This is a genomic window from Polaromonas sp. (assembly GCF_029945925.1).
In the GTDB taxonomy this organism is placed as follows: Bacteria; Pseudomonadota; Gammaproteobacteria; order Burkholderiales; family Burkholderiaceae_C; genus Polaromonas.
The window spans coordinates 29,387-44,449 of the sequence record NZ_JAQSDN010000065.1; the positions used below are offsets into that span (position 1 = coordinate 29,387).

Annotated in this window: 9 protein-coding genes; 6 read left to right on the plus strand and 3 right to left on the minus strand. The window is 64.5% G+C overall.

The features are described 5' to 3' along the window. On the minus strand, positions 1-5,395 hold a 5,395-nt coding region (locus PSV40_RS21340), incomplete at its 3' end, for a YDG domain-containing protein (RefSeq protein WP_300541676.1). 273 nt (positions 5,396-5,668) lie between these two features. Between PSV40_RS21340 and PSV40_RS21345 the strand changes: the two genes are divergently transcribed. Then, complete coding sequence (locus tag PSV40_RS21345) at positions 5,669-6,397, plus strand: response regulator transcription factor (protein ID WP_300541677.1); 729 nt, start codon at positions 5,669-5,671, stop codon at positions 6,395-6,397. A gap of 91 nt (positions 6,398-6,488) precedes the next feature. Continuing rightward, positions 6,489-8,240 (plus strand): sensor histidine kinase, encoded by a 1,752-nt coding sequence (locus PSV40_RS21350; RefSeq protein ID WP_300541679.1) that lies wholly within the window; start codon positions 6,489-6,491, stop codon positions 8,238-8,240. Positions 8,241-8,332: 92 nt separating this feature from the next. On the opposite strand, the gene mnmA is transcribed toward PSV40_RS21350, so the two are convergent. Together mnmA and PSV40_RS21360 are read right to left on the minus strand one after the other, a co-directional pair. After that, a complete protein-coding gene (gene mnmA, locus PSV40_RS21355) occupies positions 8,333-9,484 on the minus strand; it encodes a tRNA 2-thiouridine(34) synthase MnmA (RefSeq protein WP_300541681.1) in 1,152 nt (383 codons plus the stop codon). Between the two features lie 38 nt (positions 9,485-9,522). Further along, positions 9,523-10,020, minus strand: a complete 498-nt coding sequence (locus tag PSV40_RS21360; protein WP_300541683.1) for an NUDIX hydrolase — start codon at positions 10,018-10,020, stop codon at positions 9,523-9,525. Between the two features lie 148 nt (positions 10,021-10,168). On the opposite strand from PSV40_RS21360, the gene PSV40_RS21365 reads away from it, so the two are divergent. From PSV40_RS21365 to PSV40_RS21380, 4 genes are all read left to right on the plus strand, one after another. Further along, positions 10,169-11,284: a Re/Si-specific NAD(P)(+) transhydrogenase subunit alpha gene (locus PSV40_RS21365; RefSeq protein WP_300541685.1), complete on the plus strand. Its 1,116-nt coding sequence runs from the start codon at positions 10,169-10,171 to the stop codon at positions 11,282-11,284. 46 nt (positions 11,285-11,330) lie between these two features. Continuing rightward, entirely contained in the window at positions 11,331-11,666 is a 336-nt protein-coding gene (locus PSV40_RS21370; RefSeq protein WP_300541687.1) for an NAD(P) transhydrogenase subunit alpha, read from the plus strand. Then, on the plus strand, positions 11,663-13,096 hold the full coding sequence (locus PSV40_RS21375; RefSeq protein WP_300541689.1) for an NAD(P)(+) transhydrogenase (Re/Si-specific) subunit beta: 1,434 nt from the start codon (positions 11,663-11,665) through the stop codon (positions 13,094-13,096). Before PSV40_RS21370 ends, PSV40_RS21375 begins: the two co-directional genes overlap by 4 nt. A 166-nt stretch (positions 13,097-13,262) precedes the next feature. Next, complete coding sequence (locus PSV40_RS21380) at positions 13,263-14,951, plus strand: long-chain-fatty-acid--CoA ligase (RefSeq protein WP_300541690.1); 1,689 nt, start codon at positions 13,263-13,265, stop codon at positions 14,949-14,951. The last annotated feature ends 112 nt before the right edge of the window (positions 14,952-15,063 follow it).

A 15,063-nucleotide genomic window follows, 5' to 3' on the forward strand; every position in this document is an offset into this window, starting at 1 on the left:
TGCGCGAGGTGGCGCTCATGCCGGTGACTGTCACGGCCTTGGGCGTGATGTTGGCGCTGAGTCCTGTCGGCTGGGTCACGCTGTAATTGCCGGCCAGGCCTGTACCATTGCCCAGCGCCAAGCCGGTGACCGTGACAGCCTTGCCATTGCCCACATCCTTGGTGTTGAACTGGCCCGACTGGCCGGAGAAGGCGAGTGTTTCGCCCAGCACCGTGCCGCTGATGGCGCCGCCGGTGAGGGCGGTAGCGGTCGTGCCGTCGTAGGTGCGCGAGGTGGCGCTCATGCCGGTGACTGTCACGGCCTTGGGCGTGATGTTGGCAGTGAGGCCGGTGGGCTGGGCCACGCTGTAGTTGCTGGCCAGGCCCGTGCCGTCGGAAAGCGCCAGCCCGCTGACGGTAACGGCCTTGCCGTTGCCTGCGTCCTCGGTGTTGAACTGGCCGGACTGGCCGGAGAAGCCAAGGGTCTGACCCAGCACCATGCCCGAGAGCGTGCCGCCTGTAAGCGCGGCGGTGGTCGTGCCATCGTAGTCGCGCGAGGTCGCCGCCAGGCCGGTGAGGGTTACGGCCTTCGGGGTGATCACGGCATTGGCGCCGGTATAGGTTAGCGCGCCATAACCGGTCGGGCCGGCCAGCGTGCCTTGCGTGATGGCATAGATGCCGGCGTTGCTGCCGGCGGCGGTTGCCAGCGCGCCGGACAGCGCATCCTGCGTGAACACCGTGCCATAGGTCGCCGCATTGACCAGCCCGGTGGTGGTGTAGGTGGCGGTGCCGAAACCGGCGCCGTCGTAGGCCTTGCTTTGCGTATTGGCAGTGACGCCCACGGTGGGCTGCTGCGCAAACACATAACGGTTGCCGCTGGCGATCGTCGCCGGGGCATTGGCTGCGTGGGTGGCATTCCACACCGCGTTGTTGCCCGATACCAGGCCGCCGAAGGTGTTGCCTGCCGGCGCGTTCGAGTAGACCAGCCAGCGGCCGTTGCTCGCAGTCAGCGCATTGCTGCCGGCGTTGTTGACGAAGGTGTTGCCGGACAGCACGATGGCGTCGCCGGTGGCGGTGGAGGTGATGGTGCCGCCGGCATTAAGCGTCATCGCGTTGCCGGCCAGCAGGTTCAGCTTGCCGGCCACGCTGACGGCCGAGTTCACCGTGATGTCATTGCTGGCTTGTAGCGTCACGGTGGCGCCCACGCCCGCTGCATTGGCGAGCAGCGCCGGGTTCACATTGGCGGTACCGTTGCTGGCGTTGATGCCCGATGTGGCATTCGAAGGGTCGGACACGATCCAGACCCCACCCCGCTCGCCGTTCAGGCGGTTGCTCACAACCACGTAGTTGCTGTTGGCAAGAGCGACGGTCGTGCCGCTGCCCAGAAATGTGTCGCTCGCCGTGCCGACCAGAGAGTTGGTTGCCGACACAGCACCCTTCACACCAGTGGTGCCGTTGCCCCAAGTCACGGCGCCGGCATTCAGTAGCGCGCCGTTGCGCCAGTAAACGCTGTTCACCACGTAGTTGCCGTTGCTCAGTTCCGTGATGTTGCTACCCAGGCCGAGGTTGTCGCCTGCGGTGCTGCCGACCAGCGAATTACCTGCAGCCACGACACCGCTGACACCGGCGGTACCGCTGCCCCAGGTCACGGCGCCCGCATTGGCCACTGTGCCATTGTCCCAGTCCGCGCTGCGTACGACATAGTTGCCGTTGCTGAGCGCGGTGATGCCGGCGCCGCCGATCGCGTCACCGGTTTTGCTGCCGACCAGCGAGTTAGCGGCCGACACCGTCCCGCTGACGCCAGCGGTGCCGCTGCCCCATGTCACGGCACCGACATTGGTTTGCGCGCCGTCGCGCCAGTTGGCGGTGCGCACCAGATAGCTGCCATTGTTCAGCGTTGTGATGCCGTTGGTGCCACCCACGTTGTCGCCAGCGATGCTGCCAACCAGGGAATTGCTCGCCGAGACCACGCCGCTGATACCGGACGTGCCACTGCCCCAGGTGACGGCTCCCACATTCGTGGCGGCACCAATACGCCAGTTTGGACTCGCGACCAGATAGTTGCCGTTGCCCAGCTCAGTGATGGTTCCAAACCCCACAGAATCACCCGATGTGCCACCGATCAGGGAATTGAGCGAGGTCGCTAGCCCGGTGATGCCCGAGCTTCCATTGCCCCAGGTGACGGCCCCCACATTGGTGGTCGCCCCGTTGTCCCAGCTGGACGAACGCACAAGGTAATTGCCATTGCTCAGCGCGGTGATGCCAGAGCTCCCTACACTGTCGGCGGCGGTGCCGCCAACCAGCGAGTTGGCTGATGAGACGAGGCCTGCGACACCAGCGGTACCACTTCCCCAAGTAACCGCGCCACCGGCGGCAAGGCCGCCATTGCTCCAGTTGTAACTGTTGACAACGTAGTTGCCATTGCTCAGCGCTGTCACACCATTAATACCAACACGGTCATTGGTCGTGCCGCCGATCAGGGAGTTAGCCGCAGTGATGACACCACTCACGCCGGTAGTCCCGTTGCCCCAGGTCACAGCACCCGCATTGCTCGCTGCCCCGTTGTCCCACATGTCGCTATTGACGACGTAATTGCCGTTGTTCAAAGCGGTGACGCCCAGTCGGCTCACCGTGTCGGAGGCCATGCTGCCGACCAGCGAGTTCGCTGCCGAGACCACACCGGTGGTACCCGTGGCGCCGTCGCCCCATGTGACCGCCCCCGCATCGCTGATGGCGCCGTTATCCCAGTAGCCACTGCTGACGACGTAATTGCCATTGGTCAGTGCAGTGACGCCGATGTCACCCAGCAGGTCGTTTGCCGTGCTGCCGATCAGCGAGTTGGCCGAGGAAATGGTTCCCTTGACGCCCGCCGTGCCGCTGCCCCAGGTCACGGCGCCGACATTGGCAACCGCGCCGTTGTCCCAGCCGCCGCTGCGCACCACGTAGTTGCCATTGGTCAGTGCGGTAACACCATACATCCCGACATAGTCATTGGCGGTTGTTCCCACAAGCGAATTGGCGGCAGAGACCACGCCCTTCACCCCGGTGCTGCCGCTGCCCCAGGTCACGGCGCCTGCATTCACCAAGCTGGCGTTGTCCCAGTTCTCACTTCTGACGACATAGTTGTTATTGTTCAGCACGATGATGTCGCTGCCGCCCACAAAATCGTTCGACGTGCTGCCGACCAGTGAGTTGGCGGACGAGATCACACCGCTGACGCCGGCGGTGCCGCTGCCCCAGGTCACGGCGCCCGCATCGACCGCAGCGCCGTTGTCCCAATTCGCGCTGCGCACAAGATAGTTGCCGTTGTTCAGGAGGGTGATGCCATAGCTCCCTACTTGATCGTTCGTGGCGCTCCCGACCAGCGAGTTGGCCGATGAGACGGCACCACTGATCCCGGTGCTGCCGTTGCCCCAGGTCACGGCTCCCACATTGGTCGCAGCCCCATTGCGCCAGTTGGCTGTCTTGACGAGGTAATTGCCATTGCTCAGCGTGGTGACGCTGCCGATGCTGCCCACGCCTTCGTTAAGGGTAGAGCCGACCAGGGAGTTGCTCGCCGAGACCACACCGCTGACCCCGGTTGCCCCGTTGCCCCAGGTGAGTGCACCTGCATTGGTGGCAGCGCCGTTGCGCCAATTGGTGCTGCCGACAAGGTAGTTTCCGTTGCTCAGCTTGACGAACCGGCTGCTGCCAACGTTGTCATTGGTTGCGCTGCCGTACAGCGCGGAAATCAGCGCGCCGGTGGTGCTGTTGTAAAGATATGCCGCGCCGGCATCGGTTCCCCCGCTGTCGTCGCTGATGGAGGCAACCAGGATGTTCCCGTTGGCAAGTTGTGCGGCTGAAGTGCCATGGTTGTCCCCCGCGGTGGGGGTGGGGTCGGCCAGGTCGATGTAAAACGATGCAGGCGCGGCCGCATCAATCACGATATTGGTCGGGTCGTACAAAATCTGCCCGCCGGCGCCGACTTCGGTGGTGCCGCCTAGGTTCAGCGTGCCTTTGGATGAAACCTCAATAAACCCCCGCTCGCCGGCCTGGGCCTTCCCGAAGTAGCTGGTGGTGTCGTCCGACCAGACCACGATGCTGCCGTCTTTGCCATTGGCCTTCAGTGAGGTGGCTCCGCTGACCGTGACCGTGCGGGCGTTGCCGATGTCGGTATCCAGTCCATGCGCGCCGCCGCCCACGCGGATGCGACCGGCCGGATCGGCGGTCGACGCACCGGACGCATCCAGGCGGGTGGCCGACAGGGTGATGGTCTGGCCGGCCACAGTAATTTGTCCCCCCGCCGCCTTGCCGGCGCCGCCGCTCGCATCCACGGTGCCTGACAGGTAGGTGTTCAGCCCGCCGTCCAGCCGGATATTGCCGCCCTCGGCGCGAATGCGCGCATCCTGCGTTTGCACCAGCGCATAAGCGGCGCTCAGGTTCACGCTGCCCGCCTCGATCTGACCGGCCTGCAGCACGCTGCGGGCCTGCCCCTGCACGGTGTCGGCGCTCAGTGCGCCGGTGTTGGTGACGATGCCGGCGTTGTTGTCGCCCAGCAGGCGGATCACGCCGTCTTTGGCGATCACGCCACGCGCCTCGATCACGCCGCGGTTGTTCACCACGGCGCTGACCAGCCGGTCGGCGGCCTGGGCCGTCATCAGCACCTTGCCGCCTTCGGCCTGGATCAAATGGCTGTTGTCGGCCAAGGCGCCGACCACCCCCTGGTTGACCGTCAGCCCCAGCAGGCTGCCGTTGTTGAGGTTGAGTGTCACATCGCTGCCCGCGGCCAGCGACACATTGCCGAGCCGGGCCTGGATGACACCTTCATTTTTGGCCTGCGCCGCCAGCAGCGCCACATAACCGCCATCCGCGGCAGTAAGGCGGCCCTGGTTGACCACGGAGGCCGTGCTGCTGCCGCTGAAGCGGTGGTTGCCGGCCATGAAGTCGTCGTTGGACAGGCCCAGGGTCGAGGCCACCAGCCCGCCGACGTTGACCTGCGCCGTGCTGCCGAACAGCACACCGTTCGGATTGAGCAGGAAGACCTGGCCGTTGGACGAGAGCTGCCCCATGATCTGCGACGCGTCCTGTCCCGTCACGCGGTTCAGGGCAATGGCTGCGGCGCTGGGCTGGTTGAAGGTGACGGCCGCCGCGCCGCCGATATTGAAACTTTGCCAGTCGATGGCGGCGCGGGCGCTGGCCTGGGTGATGGTCATGCTGGCGCCAGACGCCTGGATGCTGGCCTGCCCGGCACTGACCTGGCCGCCCGCAGGCAAGGCGCCGGGGTTCAACGCCATCGCGTTGAGCGCGCCCAGCAATCCGGCGGCCAGCATGGCGCGCTTGACCGTGCCCGAGGTTTTGCCGCGACCCCGGGCCGTTTCACAAACGGCGACCCACAGGGACAGGCGGGCGTTCCAGACGAGGCGGTAGGCATGGTTCATGTGAATCCTGGGAGCTTGCGCTGCTGATTGGGAAAAAGGCTCTCGCAGTCTAGGAGGAGGGGCTGGCGCAAAGAATCCCATGAACGGGGGATTGCCACGCCTGCGGCCGGGGCGTACAAACCTCCGGACAAGCAGTTGGGTGCGCTTTCGGGGGTCGGGCTGCCGTCACCTTCAACACTGCGCGCGCGCTGGTCGGCCGTGCCTTAACCGGTTCTCCACTTGCTCCTGCACTTATCATCAGCTACCGTGGCAGCACTTTCAAAAACTCCGTCCATGCCTGTCTGGCGCGTATTGATAGTTGAAGACGATGTCCCCACGCGGGAGTTCTTCGCGGACAGCGTGTCGCGTTGCGCCGAGTTATGCCTGATGGGCAGCGCGGGCACCTTTGAAGAAGCCCGGGCGCTGATCAGCGACCGCGCGCTGGCCATCGACATCCTGCTGACCGACCTGGCTTTGCCCGATGGCAACGGGCTGGACCTGATCCGCCTGGCCGGCCAGACGCGACCGGAGTGCGAGGCCCTGGTGATCTCGATGTTCGGCGATGAGGACAGCGTGTTGTCAAGTGTCGAGGCTGGCGCGCTCGGGTACATCCACAAGGACTACACGCCTGACAATATTGCGAACACGATTCTTGAGATGAAGGCCGGCGCCTCGCCCATCTCGCCCATGATCGCGCGCCGTGTGCTGGCCAAGTACCGCGCCCTGCAGGCGGAGGAACGCGGCGCGGCGCCCCCTGCGCCGCAGGCACTTGCGTCCCAGCCCGGGGATGCGCGCGGCCCGGCGCGCGCGCTGCTGTCGGCGCGCGAGCAGGAGGTGCTGGAGCTGATCGCGCGCGGATTTTCCTATGCCGAAATTTCCAGGCTCAATGCCGTGAGCGTGCACACCATCCAGTCGCACATCAAGAATTTGTACACCAAGCTGGCGGTTCACTCCAAAAGCGAGGCGGTCTATGAGGCGACCCGGCTGGGCCTGCTCCAGCCGCCGGCCTCGGCGCCCAACTGATCCCGGACGGCCTGAGCGCATGATCTGTCGCTGGCTCGGGTGCTTGCTGCTGTGTTGCCTGTGGGGCCAGGGCGTGCTTCATGCTGAGACGATGTCATTGCGTGAGGCCACGGCAACGCTGACCATTGACGGTGTGTCAGGCGCCAGAAGCGTGAGCCTGCCTTACCACTGGGACCGGCAACACCCCGGCAAGGCTGGGTCGGCATCGTTTGAAATCGAGTTCGCGTGGCCCGTCACACCATCTGACTCCTACGCGCTGTACATACCGCGGCTGGGCAATGCCTACGAAGTCTGGCTCAACGGCAACCTGCTCGAGAAAAACGGCAGCCTGACGAAGCCCAATGGCGGTGACTACGCCAAAATCCCGCGCTTCATTCCGCTTGCGGCGGATCTGCTGTTACCCAACAACAAGCTGCTGATCCACGTGCGGGCCGACGTCGGCCGCCGCGGCGGCCTGGCGGCACCGGTACTGGGCCCGGACCACGAGGTGCGTCCCCTGTATCTCAAGGACTACCACTGGCGCGTCACCGGCACCCTGGTCGTTGTGGTGCTCAGCCTGATGGTCGCCGCAGTGTCGCTGGCCCTGTGGTTCACGCAGACGCATCCGGGCCCCGGCGGCCGGTTTTCCCGGGACCCGCTGTATCTGCTGGGCGGGCTGGCCGAACTGTTCTGGACCTTGCGCATCAGCGACGCACTGATCGAGGAGCCACCCTTGTTGTGGCCCGGTTGGGGCGTGGTCACCGCCCTGGCGCTGGGCGGCTGGCTGAGCGCCATGGGCAGCTTTTTTGTGATTGTCGCCAACTGGTCGAAGCGCAAACCGGCGATCTGGTTCAACCGCGTCACCTGGGCCTGGTTTTTTCTCGGCTTTCCCATCGTGGCCTGGGCGCTGGCCGCTTCGGCGCCACTGGTGCTGACGGCCTGGTATGGGGTTTATGCCCTGCCCTACCTGACCTTCATTGTGTTTTTTTGCTGGCAGGCAGCCCGGCATGCGACGCCGTCGCACCAGGTGGTGGCTGCCGCGCTGCTGGTCAACATGGTGGTGGGCGTGCGCGACTGGTTTGTCTTCCGCATCAGCCCGTCCTATGCCGACAACACACTGCTTCGCTACTCTTCAGTGCTGTTCGGGCTGGCGTTGGCCTATATCGTGATCACGCGGTTTCGCGAGGTCAGCGCGCAGGCGCGCGACCTGATGGCCAACCTCTCGGCCCGGATTGCACAGAAAGAGCAGGAGCTGAGCCTGAGCTACCAGAAGGTTGAGCAACTGGCGCGCGAGCAGGAGCGTGTCGGCGAGCGCACCCGCATCCTGCGCGACATGCACGACGGCGTGGGCGCGCACCTGAGCGCCGCGATACGCCAGCTCCAGTCAGGCAAGGCCAGCACCGACGATGTGCTGCAGACCCTGCGCCACACCCTGGACCAGCTCAAGCTGTCGATCGACGCCATGCACCTGCAGCCCGGCGACGTCGCCTCGCTGCTGGCCAACCTGCGTTACCGGCTGGAGCCGCGTTTTGCCGCCTCGGACATCGAGTTGCAGTGGGTGGTCCGCCCGCTGGCGCCGGTCGCCCACGTGGACACCAGCGCCTTGCGCCAGCTGCAGTTCATGGTGTTTGAAGCGCTGTCCAATGTGCTGCAGCACTCGCAGGCGACCTCGCTGGCCATCGAGGCCGAGATGGACGGCAGCGGTGTCTGCCTGCGCATCATCGACAACGGCCGCGGATTCGATGCCGCCGTTCCGCCGCGCAAGGGCCTGCTGGCCATGCGCGAGCGCGCCACGGCCATAGGCGCACAGCTTTCAATCAGCAGTGCGCCTGGCCGCACCGTGGTGGAGATCCGGATCGTTTGAACGGCTGAATTTGCTATTTAATTGATAGCTGGCCGACCATATTTGGCATGGGCTGGGGGCTAACTTGGCTTGCAATTGTTGGTGTTCAGGGCTCAGACGCCGTTTTGCACGTTGCTGGCCGTGATCACACCGCCGCCCAGGCAGACCTCGCCCTGGTACACCACGGCCGACTGGCCCGGCGTAACGGCCCACTGCGGCTGCTCAAAACGCAGGCTGGCTTCGGTCGAAGAAGGCGCAAGCAGTTCGCAGGCAGCGTCAAGCTGGCGGTAACGTGTCTTGGCGGCCATCGCGCCGGCTTCCGGCGCTGTGCCGGCGACCCAGCTGCAGTCCTGCACCTGCACCTCGGTGGACAGCAGCCAGGGGTGGTCATGGCCCTGCACCACCCACAGGGTGTTGGTCGCCATGTCCTTGCGCGCCACAAACCAGGGCTCGTGTTCGCCGACACCGCGCTGGCCGAGTGCCTGCACGGCCTTGAGTTCGGCACCGCGCGCTTTCACGCCGCCTATGCCCAGGCCCTGGCGCTGGCCCAGGGTGTAGAAACTCAGGCCCACATGTTCGCCCAGCACCCGGCCCTGGTCGTTTTTGATCGGGCCCGGCGCCTTGGCGATGTAGCGGTTCAAAAAGTCACGGAAAGGCCGCTCGCCGATGAAACAGATGCCGGTCGAGTCCTTTTTCTTCGCGTTCGGCAGGCCGATCTCGTCGGCGATGCGCCGCACCTCGGTCTTCTTCAGCTCACCGACCGGGAACAGCGTTTTGGACAGCTGCGCCTGGTTCAGGCGGTGCAGGAAATAGCTCTGGTCCTTGGCCGGGTCCAGGCCCTTGAGCAGTTCATGCAGGCCGGTGGCCTCGTTCAGGCGCACGCGGGCGTAGTGCCCGGTGGCGATTTTTTCGGCGCCCAGCCGCATCGCGTGGTCCAGGAAGGCCTTGAACTTGATTTCGGCGTTGCACAGGATGTCGGGGTTGGGCGTGCGGCCGGCCTGGTACTCGCGCAGGAACTCGGCAAACACCCGGTCCTTGTAGTCGGCGGCAAAGTTGACGTGTTCGATGGCGATGCCGATCACATCGGCCACCGCCGCGGCGTCCACAAAGTCGACGTTGGACGAGCAGAACTCGCTGTCGTCGTCGTCTTCCCAGTTCTTCATGAAGATGCCGATGACTTCATGGCCCTGCTGTTTGAGCAGGTACGCGGTCACCGCGGAGTCCACGCCGCCGCTCAAACCGACAACGATACGTTGCTTGTGCATGGCAGCATTTTAGGTGGTGACGCAATTGCGCGAGAGGCTCAGGGCCTGGCGTCGTAGACGCTGGGGTCGGTGGTCAGTAGGTCCACGGGGTAACGCTTGCCAGCCAGGTAGTCTTCCATGCAGGTCAGCAACAAGGGACTGCGGTGCAAGTGAGCGCAAGCCCGGATCTCATCGGGGGTCATCCAGAGGGCGCGCACAATGCCTTCGTCCAGCGCCTGCCCGGCTACTTCCTCGCCCAGCGTGCCGCAAAAGGCAAAACGCAGGTAGGTGATGTCCAGCGGGATGTCCTGGCCAGGCATCGGTTTTTCGAAGCGCGACATATAGATGCCCACCAGCGCCTGCGGTGTGAAGTGAAACGCGGTTTCCTCCAGCGTTTCCCGCGCGCAACCCTGGATCGGGTTTTCGCCCGGGTCCAGGTGGCCGGCCGGGTTGTTCAGGCGCAGGCCGTCCTGCGTGTGTTCCTCCACCAGCAGGAACCGGCCCTCGCGCTCGATGACGGCCGCGACCGTGACACTGGGTTTCCATCGTGTATTCATCGCAGCATTATCCGTGGGCCACCTGTCCGGACTGAAGCCTGCGGGACTTCCAGAGAGCAACGCCCAGAAAAAAGCCGGGGAAACTCATGTAAGCTCGCTGACAGCTAACAATTTCACGTAGAACTACTTACGCAACGAGGAGACACCCATGCGAATCGGGGTACCGGCCGAAATCACGGCGGGGGAAACACGCGTTGCCGTCACGCCCGAGACGGCCAAAAAACTCAAGGCCCAGGGCCACACCGTGTGCATCCAGTCGGGTGCCGGTGTGGCTGCCAGCGTGCCCGATGATGCCTATGTCGCCGCAGGTGCCGAGATCACCGATGCCGCCGGCGCCTATGCGTCCGACATCGTGCTCAAGGTGCGTTGCCCGCTGGACAGCGAAATTGGCCTGGCCAAGGCCGGCACGGTGCTGGTCGGCATGCTCAACCCGTTTGATGCCGCCGGCCTGCAGCGCCTGGCCGCCGCGCAACTGACGGCGTTTGCGCTGGAAGCCGCGCCGCGCACCAGCCGCGCGCAAAGCATGGACGTGCTTTCGTCGCAGGCCAACATCGCCGGCTACAAGGCCGTGATGATGGCCGCCGACAGCTACCAGCGCTTTTTCCCGATGCTGATGACCGCCGCCGGCACCGTCAAGGCCGCCCGCGTGGTGATTCTGGGCGTTGGCGTGGCCGGCCTGCAGGCGATTGCCACGGCCAAGCGCCTGGGCGCGGTGATCGAGGCCAGCGACGTGCGCCCCAGCGTCAAGGAGCAGGTCGAGTCGCTGGGCGGCAAGTTCATCGACGTGCCCTATGAAACCGACGAAGAGCGCGAAGCGGCCGTCGGTGTCGGCGGGTATGCCAAACCGATGCCGCCAAGCTGGCTGGAGCGGCAAAAGGCCGAGGTCGCCAAACGCGTGGCCCAGGCCGATGTCGTGATCACTACCGCGCTGATTCCGGGCCGCGCCGCACCGGTGCTGGTGACCGAAGACATGGTCAAGGCCATGAAACCCGGCAGCGTGATTGTCGATCTGGCCGCGCCGCAAGGCGGCAACTGCCCGCTGACCGAACCCGGCAAAACCGTGGTCAAACACGGCGTCACGCTGATCGGCGAGACCAATGTGCCCGCGCTGGTTGCCGCCGACGCCAGTGCGCTGTATGCGCGCAACCTGCTGGACTTCCTCAAGCTGGTCATCAGCAAGGAAGGCACGCTCAACATCGACCTGGAAGACGACATCGTGGCGGCCTGCCTGATGACGCAGTCCGGCGAAGTCAAGAAGAAATAACCATTCCAGGGCTGGCTGCCGAGCCGCCCGACCAGGAGAACAGACCATGGATGCCGTGTCACCCACCATCATCAACCTCATCATTTTTGTGTTGGCCATTTACGTGGGTTACCACGTGGTCTGGACCGTCACGCCCGCCCTGCACACGCCGCTGATGGCGGTGACCAATGCGATTTCGGCGATTGTCATCGTCGGCGCCATGCTGGCCGCCGCGTTGACCGTCACGCCGCTGGGAAAAACCATGGGTGTGCTCGCCGTGGCGCTGGCTGCGGTCAATGTTTTCGGTGGTTTCCTGGTCACACGCCGCATGCTGGAGATGTTCCGCAAGAAGGAAAAGAAAACCGTTGCGGCTGACGCAGCCGGCTCGGGAGCCGCCAAATGAGCATGAACCTTGTCACGCTGCTGTACCTGGTGGCTTCCGTCTGTTTCATCCAGGCGCTCAAGGGCCTGTCGCATCCGACCACTTCGATCCGCGGCAACCTGTTCGGCATGGTGGGCATGGCGATCGCCATCCTGACCACCGGCGCCCTGATCGTGGAGCTCTCCGGCGGCAAGGCCTTCGGCATGGTGTACGTCCTGGGCGCCTTGCTGGTCGGTGGCACCGCCGGCACGATCATGGCCAAACGTGTCGAGATGACCAAGATGCCCGAGCTGGTGGCCTTCATGCACAGCATGATCGGCCTGGCCGCGGTGTTCATCGCGGTCGCGGCCATGGCCGAGCCCGACGCCTTTGGCATCGTGGCGGCGGGCCTGCCCACGGCGGCGATTCCGGCCGGCAACCGGCTGGAGCTGTTTCTCGGCGCCGCCATCGGCGCGATCACCTTCAGCGGCTCGGTGATTGCCTTCGGCAAGCTCAGCGGCAAATACAAGTTCCGCCTGTTCCAGGGCGCGCCGGTGACGTTTGCCGGCCAGCACATGGTCAACCTGGTGCTGGGCATTGCCACGCTGGCGCTGGGCCTGGTCTTCATGTTCACCGGCAACTGGACGGCCTTTTTTGCGATGCTGGCCCTGTCCTTCGTGCTGGGCGTGCTGATCATCATCCCGATCGGCGGCGCCGACATGCCGGTCGTCGTGTCCATGCTCAACAGCTACTCGGGCTGGGCCGCGGCCGGCATCGGCTTTTCGCTGAACAACGCGATGCTGATTGTTGCCGGTTCGCTGGTGGGTTCGTCGGGCGCCATCCTGTCCTACATCATGTGCAAGGCGATGAACCGCTCCTTCTTCAACGTGATCCTGGGCGGCTTCGGCGGCGAGGCGGGCACGGCAGCCGCCGGTGCCAAGGAGCAGCGTCCGGTCAAGTCCGGCTCGGCCGACGACGCGGCCTTCATCCTGGGCAATGCCGAAACCGTGATCATCGTGCCGGGTTATGGCCTGGCGGTGGCGCGTGCCCAGCATTCGGTCAAGGAACTCGCGCAAAAACTCACCGACCGTGGTGTCAACGTCAAGTACGCGATCCACCCGGTGGCCGGGCGCATGCCCGGCCACATGAACGTGCTGCTGGCCGAGGCCGAGGTGCCTTACGACCAGGTGTTTGAGATGGAAGACATCAACGCCGAGTTCGGCCAGGCCGACGTGGCCATCATTCTGGGCGCCAACGACGTGGTCAACCCGGCCGCCCACGTCAAGGGCAGCGCGATCTACGGCATGCCCATCCTCGAAGCCTACAAGGCCAAGACCGTCATCGTCAACAAACGTTCGATGGCCGCCGGGTATGCCGGCCTGGACAACGAGCTGTTCTACATGGACAAGACCATGATGGTCTTCGGCGACGCCAAGAAGGTCATTGAGGACATGGGCAAGGCGATTGAGTAATCCGTTGACCTTCGACCGTTGACGGTTTTTTCCGCGCAAAAGACATGAACCAGAGGGGCTTTCCCTCTGATTTGGCCGTTTCCTAGGGAAAACGCAATAGCCCCGCAGAGGGTCGCGCCACGACAATCCGTGGCAGTTGTTCAATCGTCATCTGGAGAAGACAAGCATGAATGCATCCACCATAGACCGACCCTGGCTGAGCGCCTACCCCCCGGGCGTTCCTGCCGACATCGATGCGTCCCAGTACGCCTCGCTGGTGGCCCTGATGGAAGAAAGCTTCGCCAAGAACGCCAGCGCCGTCGCCTACAGCTTCATGGGCAAGGAGGTCACCTTCGGCCAGACCGACAGCCTGTCGCAGGCGTTCGCGGCTTACCTGCAGGGGCTGGGGCTGGTCAAGGGCGACCGTGTGGCCATCATGATGCCCAATGTGCCGCAATACCCGGTGACGGTGGCCGCCATCCTGCGCGCCGGCTTTGTGGTGGTCAATGTCAATCCGCTGTACACCCCGCGCGAGCTCGAGCACCAGCTCAAGGACTCCGGCGCCAAGGCGATTGTCATCATCGAAAACTTCGCCAACACGCTGGAACAGTGCATTGCGAATACGCCGGTCAAACATGTGGTGCTCACGGCCATGGGTGACCAGCTTGGCGTGCTCAAGGGCGCGCTGGTCAATTACGTGGTTCGCAACGTCAAGAAAATGGTGCCGGCCTTCAATCTGCCGGGTGCCGTGCGTTTCAATGACGCGGTGGCCCAGGGCACGCGCGGCAGCCTCAAGCGGCCCGACATCAAGCCCGACGACGTGGCCGTGCTGCAGTACACCGGCGGCACCACCGGTGTTTCCAAGGGCGCCGTGCTGCTGCACCGCAATGTGATTGCCAACGTGCTGCAGTCCGAAGCCTGGAACGGCCCGGCCATGGGCGGCATGGCGCCGGGTGTGCAGCCGACCTATGTCTGCGCGCTGCCGCTTTACCACATCTTCGCGTTCACCGTGAACATGATGCTGGGCATGCGCACCGGCGGCAAGAACATCCTGATCCCGAACCCACGCGACCTGCCGGCCGTGCTCAAGGAGCTGTCCAAACACAAGGTGCACAGCTTCCCGGCGGTCAACACGCTGTTCAACGGCTTGGCCAACCACCCCGACTTCAACACTGTGGACTGGTCGCACCTCAAGGTCTCGCTGGGCGGCGGCATGGCGGTGACCGGCGCCGTCGCCAAGCTGTGGCTGGAAAAAACCGGCTGCCCGATCTGTGAAGGTTACGGCCTGTCCGAGACCTCGCCATCGGCCAGCTGCAACCCGACCAACAGCAAGGCCTTCACCGGCACCATCGGCGTGCCGATTCCCGGCACCTACTTCAAGCTGCTCGACGACGACGGCAACGAAGTGCCGGCGGGCCAGCCCGGCGAGATCGCCATCAAGGGCCCGCAGGTGATGGCCGGCTACTGGCAGCGTCCCGACGAAACCGCCAAGGTCATGACGCCCGACGGCTACTTCAAGTCCGGCGACATCGGCATCGTCGATGAGCGCGGCTTCTTCAAAATCGTGGACCGCAAGAAGGACATGATTCTCGTCAGCGGTTTCAATGTCTACCCGAACGAGGTCGAAGACGTGGTCTCCGGCATGGAAGGCGTGATGGAATGCGCCTGCGTCGGCGTGGCGGACGACAAGTCGGGCGAGGCCGTCAAGCTGGTCATCGTCAAGAAGAACCCCGACCTGACCGAAGCCCAGGTGCGCGAGTTCTGCAAGACCAACCTGACCGGCTACAAGCAGCCCAAGGTGGTGGAGTTCCGCACGGACCTGCCCAAAACCCCGGTCGGCAAGATCTTGCGCCGGGAGCTGCGCGACAAGAAGTGAGACAAAGTCTTGCCTCTTTCAGCGCAGGCTGACAACTGCCCTGCTGGCAGGGCTTGTCATGCCGGAGCTACAAGAAGTAAGCCCGGCCTGGCCGGTGCAGATCAAGGGCGGC